Annotated in this window: 22 protein-coding genes and 6 pseudogenes; 17 read left to right on the forward strand and 11 right to left on the reverse strand. The window is 72.3% G+C overall.

Annotated features, from left to right (window positions below):
- Window positions 1-25 precede the first annotated feature (25 nt).
- From U6N30_RS03980 to U6N30_RS03990, 3 genes are read left to right on the forward strand one after another with little or no spacing between them, the layout of a single operon-like run.
- The gene (locus tag U6N30_RS03980; protein ID WP_324276229.1) at window positions 26-475 is read left to right on the forward strand and encodes a HipA family kinase; all 450 of its coding nucleotides are present in this window, start codon (window positions 26-28) and stop codon (window positions 473-475) included.
- The gene (locus U6N30_RS03985; RefSeq protein ID WP_324276230.1) at window positions 388-855 is read left to right on the forward strand and encodes a hypothetical protein; all 468 of its coding nucleotides are present in this window, start codon (window positions 388-390) and stop codon (window positions 853-855) included. Before U6N30_RS03980 ends, U6N30_RS03985 begins: the two co-directional genes overlap by 88 nt.
- A 7-nt stretch (window positions 856-862) precedes the next feature.
- Entirely contained in the window at window positions 863-1,261 is a 399-nt protein-coding gene (locus tag U6N30_RS03990) for a DUF3037 domain-containing protein (protein ID WP_324276231.1), read from the forward strand.
- A 54-nt stretch (window positions 1,262-1,315) separates the two neighbouring features.
- On the opposite strand, the gene U6N30_RS03995 is transcribed toward U6N30_RS03990, so the two are convergent.
- The 4 genes and pseudogenes from U6N30_RS03995 to U6N30_RS33205 form a co-directional block, all read right to left on the reverse strand.
- On the reverse strand, window positions 1,316-2,386 hold the full coding sequence (locus U6N30_RS03995) for a phosphoadenylyl-sulfate reductase (protein WP_324278153.1): 1,071 nt from the start codon (window positions 2,384-2,386) through the stop codon (window positions 1,316-1,318).
- Between the two features lie 2 nt (window positions 2,387-2,388).
- Window positions 2,389-2,559: a hypothetical protein gene (locus U6N30_RS04000; protein WP_324276232.1), complete on the reverse strand. Its 171-nt coding sequence runs from the start codon at window positions 2,557-2,559 to the stop codon at window positions 2,389-2,391.
- Window positions 2,556-4,136 (reverse strand): nitrite/sulfite reductase, encoded by a 1,581-nt coding sequence (locus U6N30_RS04005; protein WP_324276233.1) that lies wholly within the window; start codon window positions 4,134-4,136, stop codon window positions 2,556-2,558. Before U6N30_RS04005 ends, U6N30_RS04000 begins: the two co-directional genes overlap by 4 nt.
- A gap of 195 nt (window positions 4,137-4,331) precedes the next feature.
- A pseudogene (locus tag U6N30_RS33205) lies at window positions 4,332-5,419 on the reverse strand (RrF2 family transcriptional regulator).
- Here U6N30_RS33205 and U6N30_RS04020 point away from each other — a divergent pair.
- Window positions 5,408-5,719: pseudogene (locus U6N30_RS04020) on the forward strand (NUDIX domain-containing protein); the annotation flags it as partial. The pseudogenes U6N30_RS33205 and U6N30_RS04020 overlap by 12 nt on opposite strands.
- Before the next feature lie 272 nt (window positions 5,720-5,991).
- On the opposite strand, the gene U6N30_RS04025 reads toward U6N30_RS04020, so the two are convergent.
- Entirely contained in the window at window positions 5,992-6,165 is a 174-nt protein-coding gene (locus tag U6N30_RS04025; protein WP_324278154.1) for a CsbD family protein, read from the reverse strand.
- 373 nt (window positions 6,166-6,538) lie between these two features.
- Between U6N30_RS04025 and U6N30_RS04030 the strand changes: the two genes are divergently transcribed.
- The 10 genes from U6N30_RS04030 to U6N30_RS04090 all read left to right on the forward strand — a co-directional run bounded on the left by U6N30_RS04030 (window position 6,539) and on the right by U6N30_RS04090 (window position 14,013).
- Entirely contained in the window at window positions 6,539-7,051 is a 513-nt protein-coding gene (locus tag U6N30_RS04030) for an ABC transporter substrate-binding protein (RefSeq protein ID WP_324276236.1), read from the forward strand.
- Window positions 7,048-7,854 carry a peptide ABC transporter substrate-binding protein gene (locus U6N30_RS04035; protein WP_324276237.1) on the forward strand — a complete coding sequence of 269 codons (807 nt, stop codon included), beginning with the start codon at window positions 7,048-7,050 and terminating at the stop codon, window positions 7,852-7,854. The genes U6N30_RS04030 and U6N30_RS04035 overlap by 4 nt, the downstream gene beginning before the upstream one ends.
- Entirely contained in the window at window positions 7,851-8,189 is a 339-nt protein-coding gene (locus tag U6N30_RS04040) for a hypothetical protein (RefSeq protein WP_324276238.1), read from the forward strand. The genes U6N30_RS04035 and U6N30_RS04040 overlap by 4 nt, the downstream gene beginning before the upstream one ends.
- 152 nt (window positions 8,190-8,341) lie before the next feature.
- Complete coding sequence (locus tag U6N30_RS04045; protein ID WP_324276239.1) at window positions 8,342-9,850, forward strand: ABC transporter permease subunit; 1,509 nt, start codon at window positions 8,342-8,344, stop codon at window positions 9,848-9,850.
- The gene (locus U6N30_RS33210; RefSeq protein ID WP_422678022.1) at window positions 9,847-11,277 is read left to right on the forward strand and encodes a dipeptide/oligopeptide/nickel ABC transporter permease/ATP-binding protein; all 1,431 of its coding nucleotides are present in this window, start codon (window positions 9,847-9,849) and stop codon (window positions 11,275-11,277) included. The genes U6N30_RS04045 and U6N30_RS33210 overlap by 4 nt, the downstream gene beginning before the upstream one ends.
- Window positions 11,278-11,377: 100 nt before the next feature.
- A complete protein-coding gene (locus tag U6N30_RS35250) occupies window positions 11,378-11,626 on the forward strand; it encodes a hypothetical protein (protein WP_324276240.1) in 249 nt (82 codons plus the stop codon).
- Window positions 11,608-12,045 carry an ATP-binding cassette domain-containing protein gene (locus U6N30_RS35255; RefSeq protein ID WP_324276241.1) on the forward strand — a complete coding sequence of 146 codons (438 nt, stop codon included), beginning with the start codon at window positions 11,608-11,610 and terminating at the stop codon, window positions 12,043-12,045. The genes U6N30_RS35250 and U6N30_RS35255 overlap by 19 nt, the downstream gene beginning before the upstream one ends.
- Window positions 12,042-12,623 (forward strand): ABC transporter ATP-binding protein, encoded by a 582-nt coding sequence (locus tag U6N30_RS35260; protein ID WP_479690572.1) that lies wholly within the window; start codon window positions 12,042-12,044, stop codon window positions 12,621-12,623. The genes U6N30_RS35255 and U6N30_RS35260 overlap by 4 nt, the downstream gene beginning before the upstream one ends.
- 65 nt (window positions 12,624-12,688) lie before the next feature.
- Complete coding sequence (mshB, locus tag U6N30_RS04085; protein WP_324276242.1) at window positions 12,689-13,879, forward strand: N-acetyl-1-D-myo-inositol-2-amino-2-deoxy-alpha-D-glucopyranoside deacetylase; 1,191 nt, start codon at window positions 12,689-12,691, stop codon at window positions 13,877-13,879.
- Window positions 13,876-14,013: a hypothetical protein gene (locus U6N30_RS04090; RefSeq protein ID WP_324276243.1), complete on the forward strand. Its 138-nt coding sequence runs from the start codon at window positions 13,876-13,878 to the stop codon at window positions 14,011-14,013. Before mshB ends, U6N30_RS04090 begins: the two co-directional genes overlap by 4 nt.
- A 136-nt stretch (window positions 14,014-14,149) precedes the next feature.
- Here U6N30_RS04090 and U6N30_RS33220 read toward each other — a convergent pair.
- From U6N30_RS33220 to U6N30_RS33225, 4 genes and pseudogenes are all read right to left on the reverse strand, one after another.
- Window positions 14,150-14,737 (reverse strand): annotated as a pseudogene (locus U6N30_RS33220) (EAL domain-containing protein); the annotation flags it as partial.
- A gap of 128 nt (window positions 14,738-14,865) precedes the next feature.
- Window positions 14,866-15,825 (reverse strand): annotated as a pseudogene (locus U6N30_RS04095) (diguanylate cyclase domain-containing protein); the annotation flags it as partial.
- The gene (locus tag U6N30_RS04100) at window positions 15,801-16,400 is read right to left on the reverse strand and encodes a GAF domain-containing protein (RefSeq protein WP_324276245.1); all 600 of its coding nucleotides are present in this window, start codon (window positions 16,398-16,400) and stop codon (window positions 15,801-15,803) included. The pseudogene U6N30_RS04095 and the gene U6N30_RS04100, both read right to left, overlap by 25 nt.
- 112 nt (window positions 16,401-16,512) lie before the next feature.
- Window positions 16,513-16,974: pseudogene (locus tag U6N30_RS33225) on the reverse strand (hypothetical protein); the annotation flags it as partial.
- Window positions 16,975-17,045: 71 nt separating this feature from the next.
- Here U6N30_RS33225 and fdxA point away from each other — a divergent pair.
- From fdxA to U6N30_RS04120, 3 genes and pseudogenes are all read left to right on the forward strand, one after another.
- Window positions 17,046-17,372: a ferredoxin gene (gene fdxA / locus U6N30_RS04110; protein WP_324276247.1), complete on the forward strand. Its 327-nt coding sequence runs from the start codon at window positions 17,046-17,048 to the stop codon at window positions 17,370-17,372.
- Between the two features lie 108 nt (window positions 17,373-17,480).
- Window positions 17,481-17,945, forward strand: a pseudogene (locus tag U6N30_RS04115) (aminotransferase class I/II-fold pyridoxal phosphate-dependent enzyme); the annotation flags it as partial.
- A gap of 122 nt (window positions 17,946-18,067) precedes the next feature.
- Window positions 18,068-18,511 carry an aminotransferase class I/II-fold pyridoxal phosphate-dependent enzyme gene (locus U6N30_RS04120; protein ID WP_324278158.1) on the forward strand — a complete coding sequence of 148 codons (444 nt, stop codon included), beginning with the start codon at window positions 18,068-18,070 and terminating at the stop codon, window positions 18,509-18,511.
- An 11-nt stretch (window positions 18,512-18,522) separates the two neighbouring features.
- Here U6N30_RS04120 and U6N30_RS04125 read toward each other — a convergent pair whose 3' ends face one another.
- Both U6N30_RS04125 and U6N30_RS04130 read right to left on the reverse strand, forming a co-directional pair.
- Window positions 18,523-18,879, reverse strand: a complete 357-nt coding sequence (locus U6N30_RS04125) for a GGDEF domain-containing protein (protein ID WP_324276248.1) — start codon at window positions 18,877-18,879, stop codon at window positions 18,523-18,525.
- Window positions 18,880-19,121: 242 nt separating this feature from the next.
- A complete protein-coding gene (locus U6N30_RS04130) occupies window positions 19,122-19,619 on the reverse strand; it encodes a hypothetical protein (RefSeq protein WP_324276249.1) in 498 nt (165 codons plus the stop codon).
- Window positions 19,620-19,833: the final 214 nt, after the last annotated feature.

Here is a 19,833-nt window from a genome sequence, read left to right on the forward strand (position 1 = left end):
GCCCACCACGTAGGTTGTCGACACTGTGCTGCCCGCCGTCACCGCCACCCGCTACGTCACCCCGCTGCGCGAGGGTGGCTCGCTCCCGGGGCTGATGGAGGCCGACGACCTCGGCACGTACGTGGTGAAGTGGCGCGCCGCCGGTCAGGGCGTGAAGGTCCTGGTTGCCGAGGTGGTGTGCGCCGAGCTCGCCCGCGCGCTGGACCTGCCGGTGCCCGCCCTGGTGACCGTCGACGTCGTCCCGGAGCTGGCGGTGGGGAGCCGGACGTCGAGGTGCAGGAGCTGCTGCAGCGCTCGGCAGGCCGCAACCTGGGCCTGGACTACCTGCCCGGAGCGCTGGACTTCGAGGCCGGCGCCGACGGCGTCGACCCCGAGCTCGCCGGGCGTGTGCTCTGGTTCGACGCCCTGGTGGGCAACGTCGACCGGTCGTGGCGCAACCCCAACATGCTCTTCTGGCACGGCCGGCTGCAGCTGATCGACCACGGTGCGGCCCTGACCTTCCACCACCACTGGCCCGGGGCCGAGGCTGCCGTCGCCCGTGCCTACGACGCGTCCGCGCACGCGCTGCTCGAGTGCGGGCCCCGCGTCCCGGCTGCCGACGAGGCGCTGGCCGGCCGGGTGACCCGGCCCCTGCTGGAGAACGTCCTCGCCCAGGTCCCGGACGAGTGGATGGACGAGGACCCCGGTGCCCTCCGGGACCGGTACGTCGACCAGCTGCTCGCCCGGCTGGCGGCGCGCGAGGCATGGCTGCCCGCGCTCGTCGCCACCGCGGAGGCCGGCGGCGGCGGACGTCGGCGGGTGCCGCGCGGGGAGAATCGGCCCGCCTGGCTGGGTCCGCCGCCGCCCGAGGGGTGACCCAGCGATGACCACCTCGAGGGACACCTTCGAGTACGCGGTGTTGCGCGTCGTGCCGCGCGTCGAACGCGGCGAGGCGCTCAACGCCGGCGTCCTCGTGTACTGCCGGCAGCGGGACTTCCTCGGCTCGCGCGTGCACCTGGACCTACAGCGACTGCATTCACTGGATCCGACCGCCGATGCCGACGCGATCGGCCGGGCACTGCAGGCCGCCGCCGATGTCTGCGCCGCGGACCCGGCTGCCGGCGCGGCGGGACGCGAGGCGCTGGGCTCGCGGTTCCGCTGGCTGACCGCGCCGCGGAGCACCGTCATCCAGCCCGGCCCGGTGCACACCGGCCTGACGGCGGACCCGGACGCGGAGGCCGACAGGCTCCTGAGGCTGCTGGTCCTGCCCGTCGAGGGGTGAGGACGTCCGCGCACCTCGCGCTCGGGCCAGGCAGAGTCGCTACAGCGGCTGCAATCAGTGCGGCAACAGGCTGTCGATGCGCCGGGCGAGCTGCAGGTCGAGCTCGGTGACACCGCCGGCCGAATGGGTGACCACCGACAGGTGCAGCGTGCGCCACCGGAGGTCCACGTCGGGGTGGTGGTCCATCTCTTCGGCGACGTCGGCGATCGCGACGATCGCCGCGACGGCGTCCCGGAAGGTCGGCAGCTGGACGGAGCGGCGGATGCCACCTGCGTCACCGCTCCACTCCGGGAGCTCGGGCAGGGCAGCGGCGATCTGGTCGGGGAGAGGCGTGGAGGACGGGACATGCCACCCATGGTGACGTGCTGGAGCGGCCCCGTCCCAGGGTCCCGTCACGCGTGGGGTGGGACGGGGTCCTCCGTCAGGTGTGGATGCCGCACTCGGTCTTGCCCCGACCGGCCCAGCGGCCGGCGCGCGGGTCCTCCCGGGAGCGACCGGGCGGGTGCAGGGCTCGCAGCCGATGGAGCCGTAGCCCAGCTCGAACAGCGGGTTGACCGGCACCTGGTGCTCGGCGACGTAGGCGTCCACGTCGTCCTGGGTCCATGCCGCCATGGGGTTGACCTTCACCATCCCGCGCGTGGCGTCCCAGTCGACGAGCCGTGTCCCGGCGCGGGTGGGCGACTCATCGCGGCGGACGCCCGAGCCCCAGGCCGCGAAACCGGCCAGCGCCTGAGCCAGCGGCTTCACCTTGCGCAGCTCGCAGCACAGGTCCGGGTCCCGCTCGAACAACCGGGGACCGAAGGAGAGGTCCTGCTCGGCGACGGTCTGCGGAGGGGTCGCGTTCACCAGCGTGATCGGCAGGACGCCGGTGATCCAGTCGCGGGTGCCGATCGTCTCGGCGAAGTGGTAGCCGGTGTCGAGGAAGACGACGTTGACGCCGGGGATGGCGCGGCTCGCCAGGTGGGCGAGCAGCCCGTCGGCCATGGACGACGTGATCGCGAAGTCCGCGCCGAACGTCTCCCCGGCCCAGCGCAGCACCACGAGCGCCTGTTCGACCGGGTCGGCGATGTCGGCGAACCGGGCGTCGGCATCCGCGGCGAGCTCCGGCGTCGGCCGGACGGCCATGGTCACTCCTGCACCCCCGTCGCGATCAGGCGGACCGAGAAGGCCCGCAGGCAGGCGCCGCAGCGCCACCCGTCGGAGCTCTCCCCGTGCGGGGTGAGCTCCTCGTCCCCGCAGTACGGGCAGTGGAACACCGGCAGCTGCCGGGCCCTTCCCGTTCCGGGGTCCGTGGTCACAGCAGCCAGTCCTCGTCGGCCCGGGCGACGTAGGCGGCGAAGGACTCGCCGGCCGTGCGCCGGTCGAGGAAACCCCGGAGGACCCGCTCGCAGTAGTCGGCGGTCTCGACCTTGGTCACCTTGTGCCCGCGGAACTTGCGGCCGAAGGTGGCCTCGACGCCGAGGTGGCCGCCGAGGTGGACCTGGAAGCCCTCGACCATCTCGCCGTTCGCGTCGCGGACCATCGAGCCCTTGAACCCGATGTCGGCCGTCTGGAAGCGGGCGCAGCTGTTGGGGCAGCCGTTGACGTTGATGCCGATCGGCACGTCGAAGTCCGGCAGCCGCTTCTCCAGCTCCGCGTACAGGTCCTGCGCGTGCTGCTTGGTCTCGACGATCGCCAGCTTGCAGAACTCCAGGCCGGTGCAGGCCATGGTGCCGCGGCGGAAGGCGCTCGGCCGCACCTGCAGGTCGTGCTCGGCCAGCGCCGCGACCAGGTCCTCGACGCGCTCGTCGGGCACGTCGAGGATGACCAGCTTCTGCTGCGTCGTCGTCCTGATCCGCCCGGCCCCGTACTCGTCGGCGAGGTCGGCGATGCGGGTCAGCAGGCTGCCGCTGATCCGGCCCGTGCGCAGCGCGAAGCCGACGGCGTTGGCGCCGTCCTTCTGCTTGGCGACGCCGACGTGGTCGCGCTGGTCGTGCTTGGCGGGTGCGGGTGCCGGGCCGTCGGGCAGCTGCTCCTGCAGGTACTCGTCCTGCAGGACCTGGCGGAACTTCTCCGGGCCCCAGTCGGCCATGAGGAACTTGATGCGGGCGCGGTTGCGCTGGCGGCGGTAGCCGTAGTCGCGGAAGACGGCGGTGCACGCCGCCCAGACGTCGGTGACCTGGTCGGGCCGGACGAACACGCCGATCCGTTGCGCGAACTTCGGGTTGGTGGACAGACCGCCGCCGACCTGCAGGTCGTAGCCCGCCTCACCCGCCCCGTTCACGACGCCGACGAAGGAGACGTCGTCGATCTCGGGCTCGGTGCAGTGGTCGACGCAGCCGGACATCGACGTCTTCCACTTGCGGGGCAGGTTGCTGAACTCGGGGTTGCCCACGTACTTCGCCACGGTCTCGGCGATGACGTCGGTGGCGTCGAGCACCTCGTCCTCGAGGATCCCGGCCAGCGGGCAACCGAGCATCACGCGCGGGACGTCGCCGCAGGCCTCCATCGTGCTCAGGCCGACCGACTCGAGCCGGCGCCAGATCTCGGGGACGTCCTCGATGCGGATCCAGTGGTACTGCACGTTCTGCCGGTCGGTGACGTCGGCCACGTCGCGCCCGAACTCCGTGCTGATGCCGCCGATGACGCGCAGCGCGTCGCTGGTCAGCTGCCCGCCGTCGATGCGCACGCGCATCATGAAGTAGGAGTCCTCGAGCTCCTCGGGCTCCAGGACGGCCGTCTTGCCGCCGGGGATGCCCTGCGCCCGCTGGGTGTAGAGGCCCATCCAGCGCATCCGGCCGCGGAGGTCACCCGGGTCGATGCTGTCGAAGCCGGACTTCGCGTAGATGTCGATGATGCGCTGGCGCACCTCGAGGCCGTCGGAGTCCTTCTTCATGCGCTCGTTCGGGTTGAGCGGCTCGCGGTAGCCGAGGGCCCACTGGCCCTCCCCGCTGGGGACGGCTGCTCACGCGGGTGGGGGTGGTCACGCTCGAACTTCTTCCTGCGCTCCTCTCCCCGTCGGGCCCGGCCGACCAGGGAGGAGCGCTGATGATCGGGGCGCAGCGGCGTGGCTGCGCGGAGGGGACCGAGCTCAGCGCTGAGCGCGACAGGCAGCGCTGGAGACGAGCGCCAAGTCGATGTGCAGACGCGCGACGAGGAGACTGCCGCGGTCGATCACGCCGTCCATGGTCGCATAATCCGAGCGACTTGGTGGTGTGACCCGGGCGACGCGCACCCGATCAGGCGCTCGGGGGTCGCCGAAGGACCGCCAGGCGTTCTCGAGCGCGATCAGCTCTGCGGCGTGGGCGGGCAGCTCGCCGGAGATCACGTCGGCCAGCGTCACCCCCTCGAGCACCTTCCGGTAGCCCTCGCGGGCGGCCACCCAGACCGACGCCAGCGCGCCGGCCGCTCCCGGGTATTCGACGTCCTCGGGGCGCTGCCCGTGCACCTCCGCTAGGAAGCCCTGCTCCACCCGCATGATCCGCGCGATGGAGATCTCCGACGGTGGGAGGGCAAGCCGGTAGCCCCCTCTCGGCCGCGCTGGCTGGTGACCAGGCGCGCGTGCTGGAGGTCGCCGAGGATCGTCTGCAGGAAGCGGGCCGGGATGCCCTGCGTCGTCGCGATGCGCTCGGCGGTCAGCGCCTCGGGTGCCACGGCGGCCAGTTCCAGGGCGGCGCGGACGGCATAGTCCACGCGGGCGGTGATGCGCACTCTGTCTCCTTCGGCCGGGTCCTGCCGGGTCTCCTTCGGCCGGGTCCTGCCGGGTCTCCTCCGGCCGGGTCCTGCCGGGTCTCCTCCGGCCGGGTCCTGCCGGTCTCCTCCGGCCGGGTCGTGGCGGCTCCATCCTGCCTGCTCTGGGAGGGTGAGCCGGTGATCCAGCTGCGATTCACCACGTTGGTGGAGGCGCCCCTGACCGTCGCCTTCGACGTGGCGCGCGAGTTGGGGCGCCCCTGGGGAGCGCCGCTGGACGACGTCGTCTCGGTCCGGCCCGAGCGCGACGTGCACACCCTGGTGACCGGGGCCGGGCGACGCCGGATCACCCACTCCCGCCGCTTCTCGGCCACCGGTGCCGGCACGCTCGTCGAGGAGCAGGTGGAGGCATGGTCCGCCGGGGTGCTGGGCGGGCTGCTCGACCGTGTCGTCCTGCGGCGGCGGATCCTCCGGGCGATGCGGCCCCACCTGGACCTCTACGCCGTGGCCGCCGAACGCCGTGCCCTGGACGTGCTGCAGGTGGTCGGGGCGGCGATCGTCGAGGACGGCCGCGTCCTGGTCGCCCAGCGGTCGGGCGGCCCCTACGCCGGGCTATGGGAGTTCCCGGGCGGGAAGGTCGAGCCGGGCGAGTCGGACCTGGCCGCGCTGGTGCGGGAGATCGCCGAGGAGCTCGGGGTGGACATCGTGCCGCAGGCGTTCGTCGGCGAGGTGCTGCTCGACGGCGTCGTCGGTGGCGGCCCGCCCGGAACCTCCACCCTGCGCGTCTGGTCGGCACGGCTGGCAGCCGGAGAGCCGGTGGCGCACGAGCACGCCGCGCTCCGGTGGGTGCGGGGAGCGAGCTGGACGGCCTGGACTGGATCGCTGCCGACCGTCCGCTCCTCCCCGCCGTCCGGACCCTCCTGGCCGACCACCGCTGACGGGCTGCCTCGCGACGGAAGCGCGGACACGACGACGGGCACCGCTGCTCCGGAGAGCGGCGGTGCCCGTCGTCGTGCAGCCCCTGCCGGATGGCGAGCCTGCCGGGGGAGAGGGGCCTGCTCCTACTTCTTGAAGGCGTCCTTGATGTTCTCGACGCCCTGCTTGAGGTTGCTCTTCGACTCTTCCTTCTTGCCCTCCGCCTGGAGGTCGCGGTCGTCGGTGGCGTCACCGACCGCCTGCTTGCCCTTGCCGGAGACCTCTTCGATCTTGTTCGTCAGCTTGTCCGTGCCGCTCATGCCGTGCACCTCTCTCCTGGGTGTGCGTTCGACGTGCAGGTACCCGCGTGCGTACCGCTGAACCCGCGCCGGGGGCCGCAACCGCAAGTCGTCCGGCTCCAGGGGCGAACGAGCGGAAGGACACGGTGGCGGAGGGGAGTGGAGGCGTGGAAGTTACGGGTGGGGCGCAGATCGTGAGCGCAGGTCACAACTCGATGACGGCGTTGGACACCCTCTCCGAGCCGTGCCTAGGGTCCAGTCGTCGCACTTGGGGCGGTCTTCGCCAATCGGGTGCGTTTCGCTCGTGACCAATCAGTCGTCCGACGGCCCACCTGCTGGCCGTGGACCGACCTGTCCGTTCCCCCGCAGACGCGGGACGAGGGAGGCCTTGCACGTGAAGTTGAGCAAGCGCAGTAGTTCGCTCGTCGCGACGGCCATCGCCGCCGCGCTGGTGCTGTCCGCCTGTGGCGGCGACGACGCCGACAGCGGCGAGGGTGAGGGTGCTGCCACCGGTGGCAGCTACAGCCTCGCGCTCTACAGCGACCCCGAGAACCCGCTCGTCCCGAGCAACACGACGGAGAGCGAGGGCGCGCAGGTCCTCGAGGCCATCTGGACCGGTCTGGTCCAGTACGCCGCCGACGGTGCGGTCGAGTACACCGGTGTCGCGGAGTCGATCGAGTCCGAGGACAACCAGACCTGGACGGTCACCCTGAACGAGGGATGGACCTTCCACGACGGCACCCCGGTGACGGCCAACTCCTTCGTGGACGCGTGGAACTACGCCGCGAACAGCGAGAACGCCCAGGGTGGTTCGTACTTCTTCTCGAACATCGAGGGTACGCCGACCTGCAGGCGGAGACCGACGACGCCGGCACCATCATCAGCGGCCCGGTCGCCACGGAGATGAGCGGACTGGAGGTCATCGACGACCAGACCTTCGAGGTCACCCTCTCCGCGCCGTTCGCGCAGTTCCCGGTGACCGTCGGCTACACGGCGTTCTACCCGCTGCCGGAGTCCTTCTTCGAGGACCCCGAGGCCGCCGGCCGCCTGCCGATCGGCAACGGCCCGTTCCAGGCGGACGGTGAGTTCGAGCCGGGTCAGGGCATCACGCTGTCCCGCTACGAGGACTACGCCGGCGAGAACGAGGCCCAGGCCGACACCGTCGAGATGCGCGTCTACAGCGACGTCGACACCGCCTACCTCGACGTGCAGGGCGGCAACCTCGACGTCGCCCCGGACCTGCCGCCGGACGCCATCGCCTCCGCGCAGGACGTGTTCGGTGAGGCCTACCTCGAGGCGCCGTCGTCGGGCTTCCAGTACCTCGGCTACCCGACCTACGACCCGCGCTTCTCCGACCCGCGCGTGCGCCAGGCCTTCTCGATGGCCATCGACCGGGAGGCCATCTCGGAGGCCATCTTCCAGGGCACCCGTCAGCCGGCGGACGCGTTCATCGCGCCGGTCGTCGACGGTTACCGCGAGGGGCCTGCGAGTACTGCGTCGTGGACGTCGAGGCGGCCAACGAGCTGCTGGACGCGGCCGGGTTCGACCGCAGCCAGCCGATCGAGCTGTGGTTCAACTCGGGGGCAGGGCACGACGCCTGGGTCCAGGCGGCGGGCAACCAGATCCGGGACGGCCTGGGTGTCGACTACGTCCTCCGCGGCGACCTCGACTTCGCCCAGTACCTGCCGCTGCTGGACCAGCAGGGCGTGACCGGCCCCTTCCGGCTCGGCTGGAGCATGGACTACCCGAGCCCGCAGAACTACCTGGAGCCGCTCTACTCCACCGAGGCGCTGCCCCCGGCCGGCTCGAACGCCACCTTCTACTCCAACCCCGAGTTCGACGCGCTCATCGAGCAGGGCAACTCGGCGGAGAGCAACGAGGAGGCCATCGAGTTCTACAACCAGGCCGAGGACATCCTCAGCGAGGACATGCCGATCATCCCGATGTTCTTCGACGTGGAGCAGGCAGTCCACAGCGAGAACGTCTCGGGCGTGGTGATCGACGTGTTCGGCCACATCCGGACCGCTGAGGTCAGCGGTAACTGACGCAACCCCTCGGCGCCACCGCATCATCCGTCGCCGCCGGGGGTGCTGTCCTCGTGACAGTCACCCCCGGCGGCGCGGAGCGTGTGGGGGCTGACAGCATTCCCAGCGACGCCGCACGAGGTGCTGGCCGCACACACCGAACCGAGGGGGACATGGGCCGCTACGTGGCGCGCCGCCTCTTGCTCACGATCCCCGTCATGCTGGGTGCATCGATCCTGATCTTCGCGATGGTCTACGCCCTGCCGGGCGACCCCATCCGTGCCCTGGCCGGCGACCGGCCGCTCGCGCCCGCCGTGGCCGCGCAGCTGCGCGAGGAGTTCAACCTCAACGACCCGCTGTGGCTGCAGTACGTGAAGTACGTGGGCGGCCTGTTCCAGGGCGACTTCGGCACCGACTTCGCGGGCCGGCCCGTCCTCGAGACCATCCTCGACCGCCTGCCGGTGACCGCGAAGCTCGCCCTGGTCGCGATCCTGTTCGAGATCGTGATCGGCATCGTGGCCGGCGTCCTGGCCGGTATCCGGCGGAACAGCTTCTTCGACAACCTGGTGCTCGTGTCGACGACGATCGTCGTCTCGGTGCCGATCCTGGTGCTCGCCTTCCTCGCCCAGTTCGTGTTCGGCCTGAAGTTGGAGCTGTTCCCGATCGCCGGCGTCCGCGAGGGTTGGTACAGCTATCTGCTCCCCGGCCTGGTGCTGGCCGCCGGATCGGTGGCCTACGTGGCGCGACTGACCCGGACGAGCATGGCCGAGAATCTCCGCGCCGACTACGTGCGCACCGCGCGCGCCAAGGGTCTCAAGCCCAGCACGGTGGTGGTCCGCCACACCCTGCGCAACAGCCTCATCCCGGTCGTGACCTTCATCGGGGCCGACATCGGCACGCTGATGGGCGGGGCCATCGTGACCGAGACGGTGTTCAACATCCCGGGCATCGGCCGCGCCGTGTTCGAGTCGATCCAGCGGCAGGAGGGGCGGTCGTCGTCGGGATCGTCACGCTCCTGGTCTTCTTCTTCATCTTCTTCAACCTGGTCGTCGACGTGCTGTACGCCGTCCTCGACCCGAGGATCCGCTATGACTGACGGCCGGCTGACTGACGTGGGGCACGACGAGGTCGGTGCCGGCCGGACCACCGGTGTCGCGGATCCGACCGACGCCGAGACCGCCACGGTGCTGCAGGGCAGCCTGTGGAGCGATGCGTGGAAGGCCCTCCGGAAGAGCGTGCTCTTCTGGTTGGGAGCCCTTCTCGGCGTGGTGTTCATCCTGATGGCCGTGTTCCCGCAGCTGTTCGCCCGTGGCGCGAACCCGCGCGACTGCGATCTGGTCAACTCGTCGAACCCGCCGTCGGCGGCGCACTGGTTCGGCTTCGACCAGCAGGGTTGCGACTACCTCGCCCAGGTGGTGTACGGGGCGCGCAACTCGCTGATCATCGGCGTCCTGGCAGTGCTGTTCATCCTGCTGCTGGGCGTGATCGTCGGGGCGATCGCCGGGTTCTACGGCGGGTTCACCGACAGCCTGCTCTCGCGGCTCGCCGACATCTTCTACGCGATGCCGCTGATCCTCGGGGCGCTGGTCCTGCTGCGGGTGGGGCCGTCGACGGACATCCCCATCATCAACGACCGCGGGGCGGGGCGGTCGCCATCGCGCTCGCCGCCTTCGGCTGGATGACCGCCATGCGACTGGTCAGATCGCAGGTCATCGCGGTGAAGAGCTCGGACTACGTGGCCGCGGCCCGGGCGATGGGTGCCGGTGACACGCGCATCCTGGTGCGGCACATCCTGCCCAACGCGGTGGCCCCGGTGCTGGTCTACGCGACGATCACGGTCGGCATCCTGATCGCCGCCGAGGCGACGCTGACCTTCCTCGGCGTGGGCCTGCAGCGACCGGCGATCTCCTGGGGTCTGCAGATCAACGAGGGTCAGAACCTGCTGCGCACGGCGCCGCACATCGTGCTGTTCCCCAGCGCCGTCCTGACCATGACGGTGATGGCCTTCATCCTCATGGGCGACGCGCTGCGCGACGCCCTCGACCCGAGGCAGCGTTCACGAGCATCCTCCCCACCCCGGAGACGGCGCCCTGGGGCGGCGCCGGCGCGTCGCCGTTGCTCGCCGTCGAGGATCTGCAGGTGGAGTTCCGTACCGGGTCCGGCGTGGTCAAGGCCGTCAACGGGATCAGCTACACCCTCGCCGAGGGGAGACGCTGGCCATCCTCGGCGAGTCGGGTTCGGGCAAGTCCGTGTCCGCCCAGGCGATCATGGGGATCCTGGACAGCCCGCCCGCCGAGATCACCAGCGGGCGGATCCTGTTCGAGGGCGCGACCTGCTCACCGTGGGCGCCGAGGAACAGCGGCTGGTCCGTGGGCCCGGGATCTCGATGGTCTTCCAGGACGCGCTGTCGGCGCTGAACCCCGTGTACAGCGTGGGCTTCCAGATCGGCGAGATGTTCCGCGCCCACCGGGGCCTCTCCAAGAAGGAGGCCAAGCAGAAGGCCATCGAGCTGATGGACCGCGTGCGCATCCCCGGGGCGGCCCAGCGGGTGAACGACTTCCCGCACCAGTTCTCCGGCGGCATGCGGCAGCGCGTGATGATCGCGATGGCCATCGCCCTCGACCCGAAGATCCTCATCGCCGACGAGCCGACCACCGCGCTCGACGTCACGGTGCAGGCGCAGGTGATGGACCTGCTCAAGGACCTGCAGCGCGACACCGGGATGGGTCTGATCCTGATCACGCACGACCTCGGCGTGGTCAACGAGGTGGCCGACAACGTGGCCGTCATGTACGCCGGGCGCATCGTCGAGCGCGGCACCGTCGACGACGTCTTCAGCAACCCGGCGATGCCCTACACCGACGGGCTCATGACGTCGATCCCTCAGGTGGAGGCGAAGGGTGGCCGGCTCGTGCCGATCGCCGGGCAGCCGCCGAACCTCGCCCGCATCCCTCCCGGATGCCCGTTCCACCCGCGCTGTCCCCGCCGCCGGATCGGCGCCGAGGCGCCCTCCGGCCGCGACTGCGCGGTCGACGTCCCGCCGCTGCGCCTGGTCGTGCCGGGACGCGAGGCCGCGTGCCACTACAGCGAGGAGGTGCTCGGTGTCTGACGACAGCTTCGGGAGCATCGCAGGGAGGCCGGCGCCGACAGGGAGTGAGCATCGCAGCGAGCGCCAGCGAGCGAGGAGCGGAGCGACCGCGGAGGAGCCGATGGGCGTCGAGCGAGGAGCGGACCGGGGCGCGGAGTCGGACCGGAGGACGCGGTCTGACCGGGACGACGAGGTCGCTCGCGCCAGCAGGGCGGCGCCCACCGGCGCCGGCGGATCCGAGCACGGCGGCACGACGGCGCCCGAGCCGTTGCTGCAGCTCCGGAACCTGCAGAAGCACTTCCCCTCACCCAGGGAATCGTCTTCAAGAAGACAGTCGGGCACGTCCGCGCCGTGGACGGCGTCACGCTGACGCTCGGTCGCGGGGAGACGCTCGGTCTGGTCGGCGAGTCCGGTTGCGGCAAGTCGACGGTGGCGAAGCTGCTGGTAGCACTGGAGAAGCCGAGCGACGGGCAGATCCTCTACAAGGGTCGGGATGTCGCACGCATGGGGCGGCGGGAGCTCAAGCAGTACCGCCGTGAAGTCCAGATCATCTTCCAGGACCCGTACGCGTCCCTGAACCCGCGGATGACCGCGGGCGACATCGTCGCCGAGGGCTGGTCCGTGCACAGCGACATCGCGCCGAAGAAGGGCCGGCTCAAGCGCACCCAGGAGCTGCTCGAGCGCGTGGGCCTCAATCCCGACTTCGTCAACCGGTACCCGCACCAGTTCTCCGGGGGCAGCGCCAGCGCATCGGCATCGCCCGGGCACTGGCGCTGCAGCCGGAGATGATCGTCTGCGACGAGCCTGTCTCGGCGCTCGACGTCTCGGTCCAGGCACAGGTGGTGAACCTGCTCGAGGACCTGCAGGACGACTTCGGGCTGTCCTATCTCTTCATCGCCCACGACCTGTCGGTGGTGCGGCACATCTCCGACCGCGTCGCCGTGATGTACCTGGGCAGCGTCGTCGAGGAGGGCACGGACGCCGACGTCTACGGTTCGCCGTCGCACCCCTACACGCAGGCGTTGCTGTCGTCGGTCCCGCTGCACGAGCCGCACCTGCGGGGCAGAAGGAGCGCATCCTGCTGGAGGGGACGTGCCGAGCCCGGCCAACCCGCCCTCGGGCTGTCGATTCCGGACCCGGTGCTGGAAGGCTCAGGACATCTGCGCAGCCGAGCCCCCGGCACTGGTCGACCGCGGCCAGGGCCATCCCGCCGCCTGTCACTTCGCCGAGGCCCGCCACGTCGTCCCCGTCGACGTGGACTAGCGAGGTCACGATGTCGTCGCGCCGAGCGGGCCCGGAGGGTCCCCGCAATGACATCGCGGTCCTCCGGACCGCACCGCGGCCAGGTGTCGTCCTCGTGGCGTTGAGCCGCTGAGTCGTGCCTGCGCGGAGCCCTCCGGGCCCCACTCGGCACGGCAGGGAGAATGCGGACGTGACTCCTTCCCGCCGGATGCTCCTCGTCCACGCCCACCCCGACGACGAGACCATCAACAACGGCGCCACGATGGCCCGGTACGTCGCCGAGGGAGCGCAGGTCACCCTGCTCACCTGCACGCTGGGTGAGGAGGGTGAGATCCTCGTTCCGGAGCTCGCGCAGCTGGCCGCCGACCAGGCCGATCAGCTGGGCGGCTACCGGATCTGGGAGCTGCGTGCCGCGATGGACGCCCTCGGGGTCACTGACATCCGCTTCCTCGGCGGCCCCGGCCGGTACCGCGACTCCGGGATGATGGGCGTGCCCGCCAACACCCATCCCCGCGCGTTCTGGAACGCCGACCTGGACGAGGCCGTCGCCCATGCCGTCGCGGTGGTGCGCGAGGCCCGGCCGCAGGTGGTGGTGACCTACGACGAGAACGGCGGCTACGGCCACCCGGACCACATCCAGGCCCACCGGGTCGCGATGGGCGCGGTCGCCGCCGCGGCCGATCCGGCGTACCGCCCCGATCTCGGGCAGGCCTGGGCGGTGGCCAAGGTCTACTGGTGCTGCGTGCCCCGCTCGGTCCTGCAGCAGGGCATCGACGCGATGGCCGCCTTCGGGGACGAGGCTTCTTCGAGGAGTCACCAGCGCCGACGACATCCCCTTCGGGGTGCCGGACGACCTCGTGACGGCGGCCGTCGACGGCCGGTCCTTCGCCGCCCGCAAGGACGCGGCCATGCGGTCCCACCCGACCCAGATCTTGGTGGACGGCCCCTTCTTCGCCCTGTCCAACAACCTGGGTCTCGAGGTGCTGGGCGTCGAGTACTACCGGCTGGTCCGGGGCGAGCGCGGACCGGGCGGGCCCGGTACCGAGGGCTGGGAGGACGACCTGTTCGCGGGTCTCCCCGGATGACCACGGTGGTGGAGCGCCTCGGCTGGGCTGCGGCGGCCGTCGTCGTCCCCGCGTGGCTCGCCCTGGTCGAGGTGTTCTGGCTGCCCCTGAGGGTGGGTGGCCTGCTGGTGCCGCTGTCCATCGCGGCCGCCGTCCTGGGCAACCTGCTGCTCCCCGCCGCGGCCCTGCACCTCTCCGGCAGCCGCCTGGTGGCGTTGCTGCCGCCCGCCGTCTGGCTGGTGGTGGCGATCGGCGCGATGAACCGGCGGCCGGAAGGCGACCTGGTGATGACGGGAGGGGCGCCCAAGGCACGGTGAACCTGGCGTTCCTGATGATCGGCGTGGTCGCGGCCGCGTTCTCGGTCGGCCGCCTCCTCGGCGGCCCGCGCCGGCCGCCCGTCCGCCCGGTCGTCGCGGCGGCGCCCGATCCCGCACGGAGCCCCGCGGGCTAGGACGGCTGGGCGAGGCCGCCGCGGGGAGGAACGCCGGCTGCTCGGCCAGCCAGGAGAGGAACCGCGCGGCCGGCATCGGGCGGGCGATGTGGTAGCCCTGTGCGTAGTCGCAGCCCCAGGCGCGCAGCGCGGCCAGGGTGGGGGCGTCCTCGACGCCCTCGACGACCATGCTCATGCCCAGGTCCAGGCTCAGCTGCAGGGTGCTGCGCACGATGGCGGCGGCCCGCTCGTCCGACGCCAGGTCCGCGACGAAGCTCCGGTCGAGCTTCAGCTCGTCCACGGGCAGGGCGCGGAGGTAGGACAGGGACGAGTAGCCGGTGCCGTAGTCGTCGATCGAGAGCCGGACCCCCAGGGAACGGAGGCCGGCCATCACCTGCTGGCTGCGCGCGGCATCGGCCATGAGGACGTCCTCGGTGATCTCCAGGATGAGCGAGGCGGCCGGCACGTCGAAGGCGTCGAGCAGCATCTCGACCTGGTCCGGCAGGGCGACGTCCTGGAGGTTGGACACCGACAGGTTGACGGCGACGGACAGGTCGAGCCCGCCGTCCCGCCAGGCCCGCAGGTCGCGGAGCGACCGCTCCAGCACGCGCAGGGCCAGCCGCCGCATGAGTCCCGCCTGCTCGGCGAGGGGCAGGAACACGTCGGGGTAGAGCAGCCCGCGCTCGGGGTGGTTCCAGCGCACGAGCGCCTCGACCCCGATGACGCGGCCGGTCCGGAGGTCCATCTTGGGCTGGTAGTGCACGTCCAGCTCGTCGCCGTCCAAGGCGCTGCGCAGCTGCTCCAGGGTCTCCAGCCGGTCGCGGGAGTCGGGGTGCCGTCGGGCGCCCAGGTCTCGAAGCCGCGCCGCCCGCGCTTGGCGACGTACATGGCGGTGTCGGCCCGGGCCAGGAGCAGGGACCGGTCCCGGCCGTGGTCCGGACACAGCGCGATGCCGATGCTGGCATCGACGTGCAGGGGCATGCCGTCGAGCACGAAGGCGTCGCGCAGGGCGGCCCCGAGCCGCTCGGCGACGTCGTCGGCCCGGGTGGCGCCCGCGTCGGGCAGCAGGACGGCGAACTCGTCGCCACCCATGCGCGCCAGCAGGTCGCCCGGTTGCAGCGCGCGCTCCAGGCGCGGGCCGACGAGGCACAGCAGGTCGTCGCCGACGCTGTGCCCGAAGCTGTCGTTGATCTCCTTGAAGCGGTCGAGGTCGATCATCAGCACCGCGCAGTCGGGGTCGTCGGCCCGGTAGACCGTGGCCTCCAGCTGCTCGACGAACCGGCGGCGGTTGGCCAGGCCGGTCAGCGGATCGTGGTGGGCCTCGGTCGCCAGCTGCTCGAGGCGCAGCTTCTCCACGGCGCGCAGCCCGGCGTTCTCGACGACGAGGGAGCCCTCCAGGGTCACCTGGCGGACGGCCTCCCGGACGGCGGAGGGCCATCCCCGGGTCTCACCCGTCGACCCGGTGACGACCAGCCCGAGCAACCGGTCGCCGGAGAGGAGCGGCACCGAGACGTAGGAGGCCAGGTCGAGGGCCGTCGCCAGCCGCGGATCGAGCAGGTCGCTGCTCGTGGCGTCCTCGACGAAGACGGGCAGCTTCTGCTCCGCGGTGAGCCGCCACAGGGCGACGTCGGCGGCTGGGCGGCCGACGAGTCGCGTCTGGACCACTTCCTTGTGCGCATCGGGCCAGTCGATGTGGCGCACCTCGCCGATCCGGCCCTGGTCGTCGACGAGGTAGGCGGCGCTGCGGTCGGTGCCGGCCAGGCACTGGACGGCGCGGGCGAGGACCTCCGCGGCCTCGGAGACGCCGGTCACTCCCGCCCCGTCGACCAACATCTGCCGTACGACCCGCGCGGTCGCCAGGGAGGCCGCCCGCGCCTGGCTGGTCCGGGCCTGTTCGATGACGCCGCCGAGGTGCGCGCCGGCCGCGGCCGCCAGCCGGCGGACGTTCTCGGAGAAGGGCGCACCCGGGTGCTGTCGAGGGTGAGCACGCCGGCCAGGTCCGGCCGCCGGCCGATGGGCACGGCCAGGCCGGAGGCGATGTGGAAGGAGTCGACCCACCACCCCGACAGCAGGCCCGAGTCCTTGTCGGCGGTGATCGGCTCGCCGATGCGCAGCACGGTCTCGGCCAGGTTGAGGCCGACCGGCGCGTTGCGGAACTGCTCCCAGGTGGCGAGATCGCGCCGCCCGTCGGCGTAGGCGGCCATGCGCGGCACGAGCCGACCGTCCTCCAGCAGGAAGATGCAGGCCCGTTCGACCTCGCCGAGCTCGGCCAGCTGACGGCAGGCCGAGCCGAGCAGGTGGTCCATCGACTGGGCCGTCGCTGCGGACTCGATGAGCCCGAGCAGCACCTCCGCCTGCGCCGTGCGCCGCTTCTCCGACCTCCGGGTCCACGCCTCGGAGAGGGCCACGGCGAGCTTGGGGTGACCTGCCGGAGCAGGTGGGGGCGGCCGCGGCGGCGGGTTCGACCGTGAGGACGCCGACGACCTCCCCGTCGACGAGCAGCGGCTCGCCGTGGGCGGATCTGATGCCGCGCTCGGCCAGCTCCTTGTCCGAGGCCCGGTGCCCGTCCGCCCGGGCGGCGAGGGACCGGCGGCTGCGGATGATCGCGGCGAGGAACGGGGAGCGGCTGAGGGAGACGGCGGTGCGCACGGAGGCGTCCGAGGGCTCGCCCGGGTCGGCCGTGGCCACCCGGAAGGGGACGGCCATGGCGGTGGACGCCTCGTGCACCCAGACCGAGACCCGGGTCGCGCCGGCCGAGGCACGCAGCCGGGCCAGCTGGCTCTCCAGGGCTGCCTGCGCGTCGTACGGGGACGCGGGCGGGACGGACCGCCGCGTCGTCCCTGGGGGCGTCCACGCTTCTGCCACGGGAACAAGATCGGCAGCTGGCGCCCGTGCTTGAGCCAGGCTCCCGGCCCACCCCTTCGAGGGGGCCGGGGTTTCGGCCGGGCACCCGTCGCGCCCGGGTCCCCGGAGGCGCGTCATACTGAGCGGGCATGATCGCCCCGGGCTCCGGCCCGGGCTCACTGCTCCGCGTCCCCCGGGAGGGAACCACCGTGACCTACGTCATCACAGAGGCCTGCGTCGACGTCCTCGACAAGGCGTGCATCGACGAGTGTCCGGTGGACTGCATCTACGAGGGCGAACGGATGCTCTACATCCACCCCGACGAGTGCGTCGACTGCGGTGCGTGCGAGCCGGTCTGCCCGGTCGAGGCCATCTACTACGAGGACGACGTCCCGGACAAGTGGAAGGACTACTACAACGCCAACGTGGAGTTCTTCTCCGACCTGGGCAGCCCCGGCGGCGCGGCCAAGACCGGGAAGATCAACAAGGACCACCCGCTGGTGGCCGCGCTCCCGCCGCAGGGCGAAGGTCACTGACGCCCCCGTTGCCCGAGGACTCCGCCGGGGGACGGCGCCGTCGCTGCCGGACTTCCCTGGGACGCGCTCACCGGGGCGCGCGCCCGCGCGGCGCAGCACCCCGACGGGGTGGTCGACCTGTCGATCGGCACCCCGGTCGACGACACCCCCGCCGTCCTCACGGAGGCGCTGGCCGCTGCGGGTAACGCGCCCGGCTACCCGACCGCCCTCGGCACGACGGCGCTGCGCACGGCCGCGGCAGCCTGGCTGCGGCGACGGCTCGGCGTGGTGGTCGCCGATCCGCTGGGCCCGGAGCCCTCGCTGGTGCCCACGGTCGGCTCGAAGGAGCTGGTGGCCCTCCTGCCGACCCTGCTGGGGCTGCGCTCCGGCACGGTGATCGTCCCCGAGGTCGCCTACCCCACCTACGAGGTCGGAGCGGTCCTCGCGGGGCTCGCGGTCCGGCGCACCGACGTCCCGCCGCCGGACGCCGTGTCGGCCTCCCACCCGCCCGTCGTGCTGGTCTGGCTGAACTCGCCCGGCAATCCGCACGGCCGCGTCCTGGACGACGACCGGCTGCGCGAGTGGGTGGCCTGGGGCCGGGCGCACGGCGTCCCGGTCGTCGCCGACGAGTGCTACGTGACCCTCGGCTGGGACGTCGAGCCGCGGTCGCTGCTGCACCCGGCGATCGCGGGGAGGACCACACGGGTCTGCTCGCCGTGCACTCGCTGTCCAAGCAGTCGACGGCGGCCGGCTACCGCGCCGGCCTGCTGTCCGGTGACCCGGCGCTGGTCCGCGCGGTCTGGGAGGTCCGCAGGCATCTCGGGCTGCTGGTCCCCGGACCGGTGCAGGCGGCGATGGCAGCCGCGCTCGAGGACGACGCGCACGTCGACGCCCAGCGCGAGCGGTACCGCGCCCGGCGGGAGACGCTCGCCTCGGCCGTCCGCGGCGCCGGCCTGCGCATCGACCACTCCGAGGCCGGGCTCTACCTGTGGGCCACCCGTGACGAGGACTGCTGGGCGACCATCGACTGGCTCGCCGGACTCGGCATCGTCGCGGCCCCGGGCAGCTTCTACGGCCCGGCGGGGGCCCGGCACGTGCGACTGGCGCTGACCGCCACCGACGAGCGGATCGCCGCCGCCGCGGAGCGGCTCCGAGCCTGAGCCCTACCCGCTCACCGCGGCTCGCGGTACCGGATCACGGTCGCGGCGCCCACGCGGCGGGCCGCGGTGAGGCTCAGCAGGGCCCGGCGGAGCACCTCCGGTGCGTCGACGTCGTCGGTGACGGCCGCGATGCCCGCGGAGGCGGTGACCCCGTCGATGCCGAGGGCCGGAACGGCGGCCACGAGGCGGGCCGCGGCGGTCTCGGCCGCCATGACCGGTCCGGACAGCAGGACGACGAACTCGCCGGGGCCGGACTTGCCCAGCCAGTCGTCCCCGCGCAGCGAACGGGCCAGCAGCGTGGTGACGGCGGCGAGGGTGCTCTGTGCGGTCGGCCACCCGTCGTCCCGGTGCAGCAGGCCGATGACCACGAGCGCGGCCGGCGCGGACGCGGGGTGGCCAGCTGCTCGGCGAGGCGGTCGAGAACGGCCTCGCGGGCCGGCAGCAGGCTCGTCACGTCGGCGATCGCAGCGTCGGTGGCGGCGGGCACGGCCGCGAGGGTCGGGGTGTTCGGCGCGATCGTCATGGAGACGGTGTCGGCGCCCTGCGGTGGCTCGTTGAGCGAATTCCCTCCGCCGGGGGACGGTCGGACCGGTACCCGGCGGTCCGGCGACTACCCGCAGGCCGGACTGCCGCTGCCGTCCGGACCGAGCGCGGCGGTGAGCTCCACGGCCATCGCCTCGTGCTGCTGGTAGAGCTCCGGGTAGCCGGACCGCTGCACCGCCTGCGCGACGTCGGTGAGCCGGCCGGTCTCCCAGTTCGGCACCGTCACCAGCCAGTCGTAGAACTTGCCGGCGGCGTAGACCGGGTCCTGCACCTGCGCCTCCGTGCCCCAGCCCTGCGAGGGCCGTTGCTGGAAGAGGCCGAGCGAGTCGCGGTCCCCGTAGTCGAGGTTGCGCAGGGTGGACTCCTGCTGGGCGGTGGCCAGGGCGATGACGACGGCGCGGTCGGGCAGTCCGCGGTCGCGCGCGACCTGCGCGATGATCCGCGCGTTGCCGATCTGCTCGGGCGTCACGGCCACCCCTGAACCCGGCAGGACGCAGGCATCCGACGAGGGTGCCGCGCCGTTGCCGTGATCCCAGGCCACGCCGACCAGGATCGCAGCCGCCACGAGCAGTGCGGGCCACCACCGTCCGGCGGCCGTGCGGAGGGAACGGCGGGAACGCTTCCTCGGCGCAGGCCGCCCCGTCGGTTCTTTGTCGGTCGCGGGCGGCGGCCCGCGCTGGTGCGCCGGGCTCCCGCAGTACCGGGCCGCGCCGCAGGGTGCCCCGCCCGGACGAGCACGGGGCGAGGAGGGGCGCTGGACATCGACTCCGACTGTAGGC

Origin of the sequence: Blastococcus brunescens (assembly GCF_035320885.1) — a bacterium.
Taxonomy (GTDB): Bacteria; Actinomycetota; Actinomycetes; order Mycobacteriales; family Geodermatophilaceae; genus Blastococcus_B; species Blastococcus_B brunescens.

Excerpts from the sequence above, each read along its gene's own strand:
- U6N30_RS33210 (WP_422678022.1), top strand. The coding sequence starts at position 9,847 with ATGACCGCCATGCGACTGGTCAGATCGCAGGTCATCGCGGTGAAGAGC.
- U6N30_RS04005 (WP_324276233.1), bottom strand. The coding sequence starts at position 4,136 with ATGAAGAAGGACTCCGACGGCCTCGAGGTGCGCCAGCGCATCATCGAC.
- U6N30_RS04025 (WP_324278154.1), bottom strand. The coding sequence starts at position 6,165 with ATGAGCGGCACGGACAAGCTGACGAACAAGATCGAAGAGGTCTCCGGC.
- U6N30_RS03995 (WP_324278153.1), bottom strand. The coding sequence starts at position 2,386 with ATGGCCGTCCGGCCGACGCCGGAGCTCGCCGCGGATGCCGACGCCCGG.
- U6N30_RS04045 (WP_324276239.1), top strand. The coding sequence starts at position 8,342 with ATGGGCCGCTACGTGGCGCGCCGCCTCTTGCTCACGATCCCCGTCATG.
- U6N30_RS35250 (WP_324276240.1), top strand. The coding sequence starts at position 11,378 with ATGGGCGTCGAGCGAGGAGCGGACCGGGGCGCGGAGTCGGACCGGAGG.
- U6N30_RS03990 (WP_324276231.1), top strand. The coding sequence starts at position 863 with ATGACCACCTCGAGGGACACCTTCGAGTACGCGGTGTTGCGCGTCGTG.
- U6N30_RS04035 (WP_324276237.1), top strand. The coding sequence starts at position 7,048 with ATGAGCGGACTGGAGGTCATCGACGACCAGACCTTCGAGGTCACCCTC.
- U6N30_RS35260 (WP_479690572.1), top strand. The coding sequence starts at position 12,042 with ATGATCGTCTGCGACGAGCCTGTCTCGGCGCTCGACGTCTCGGTCCAG.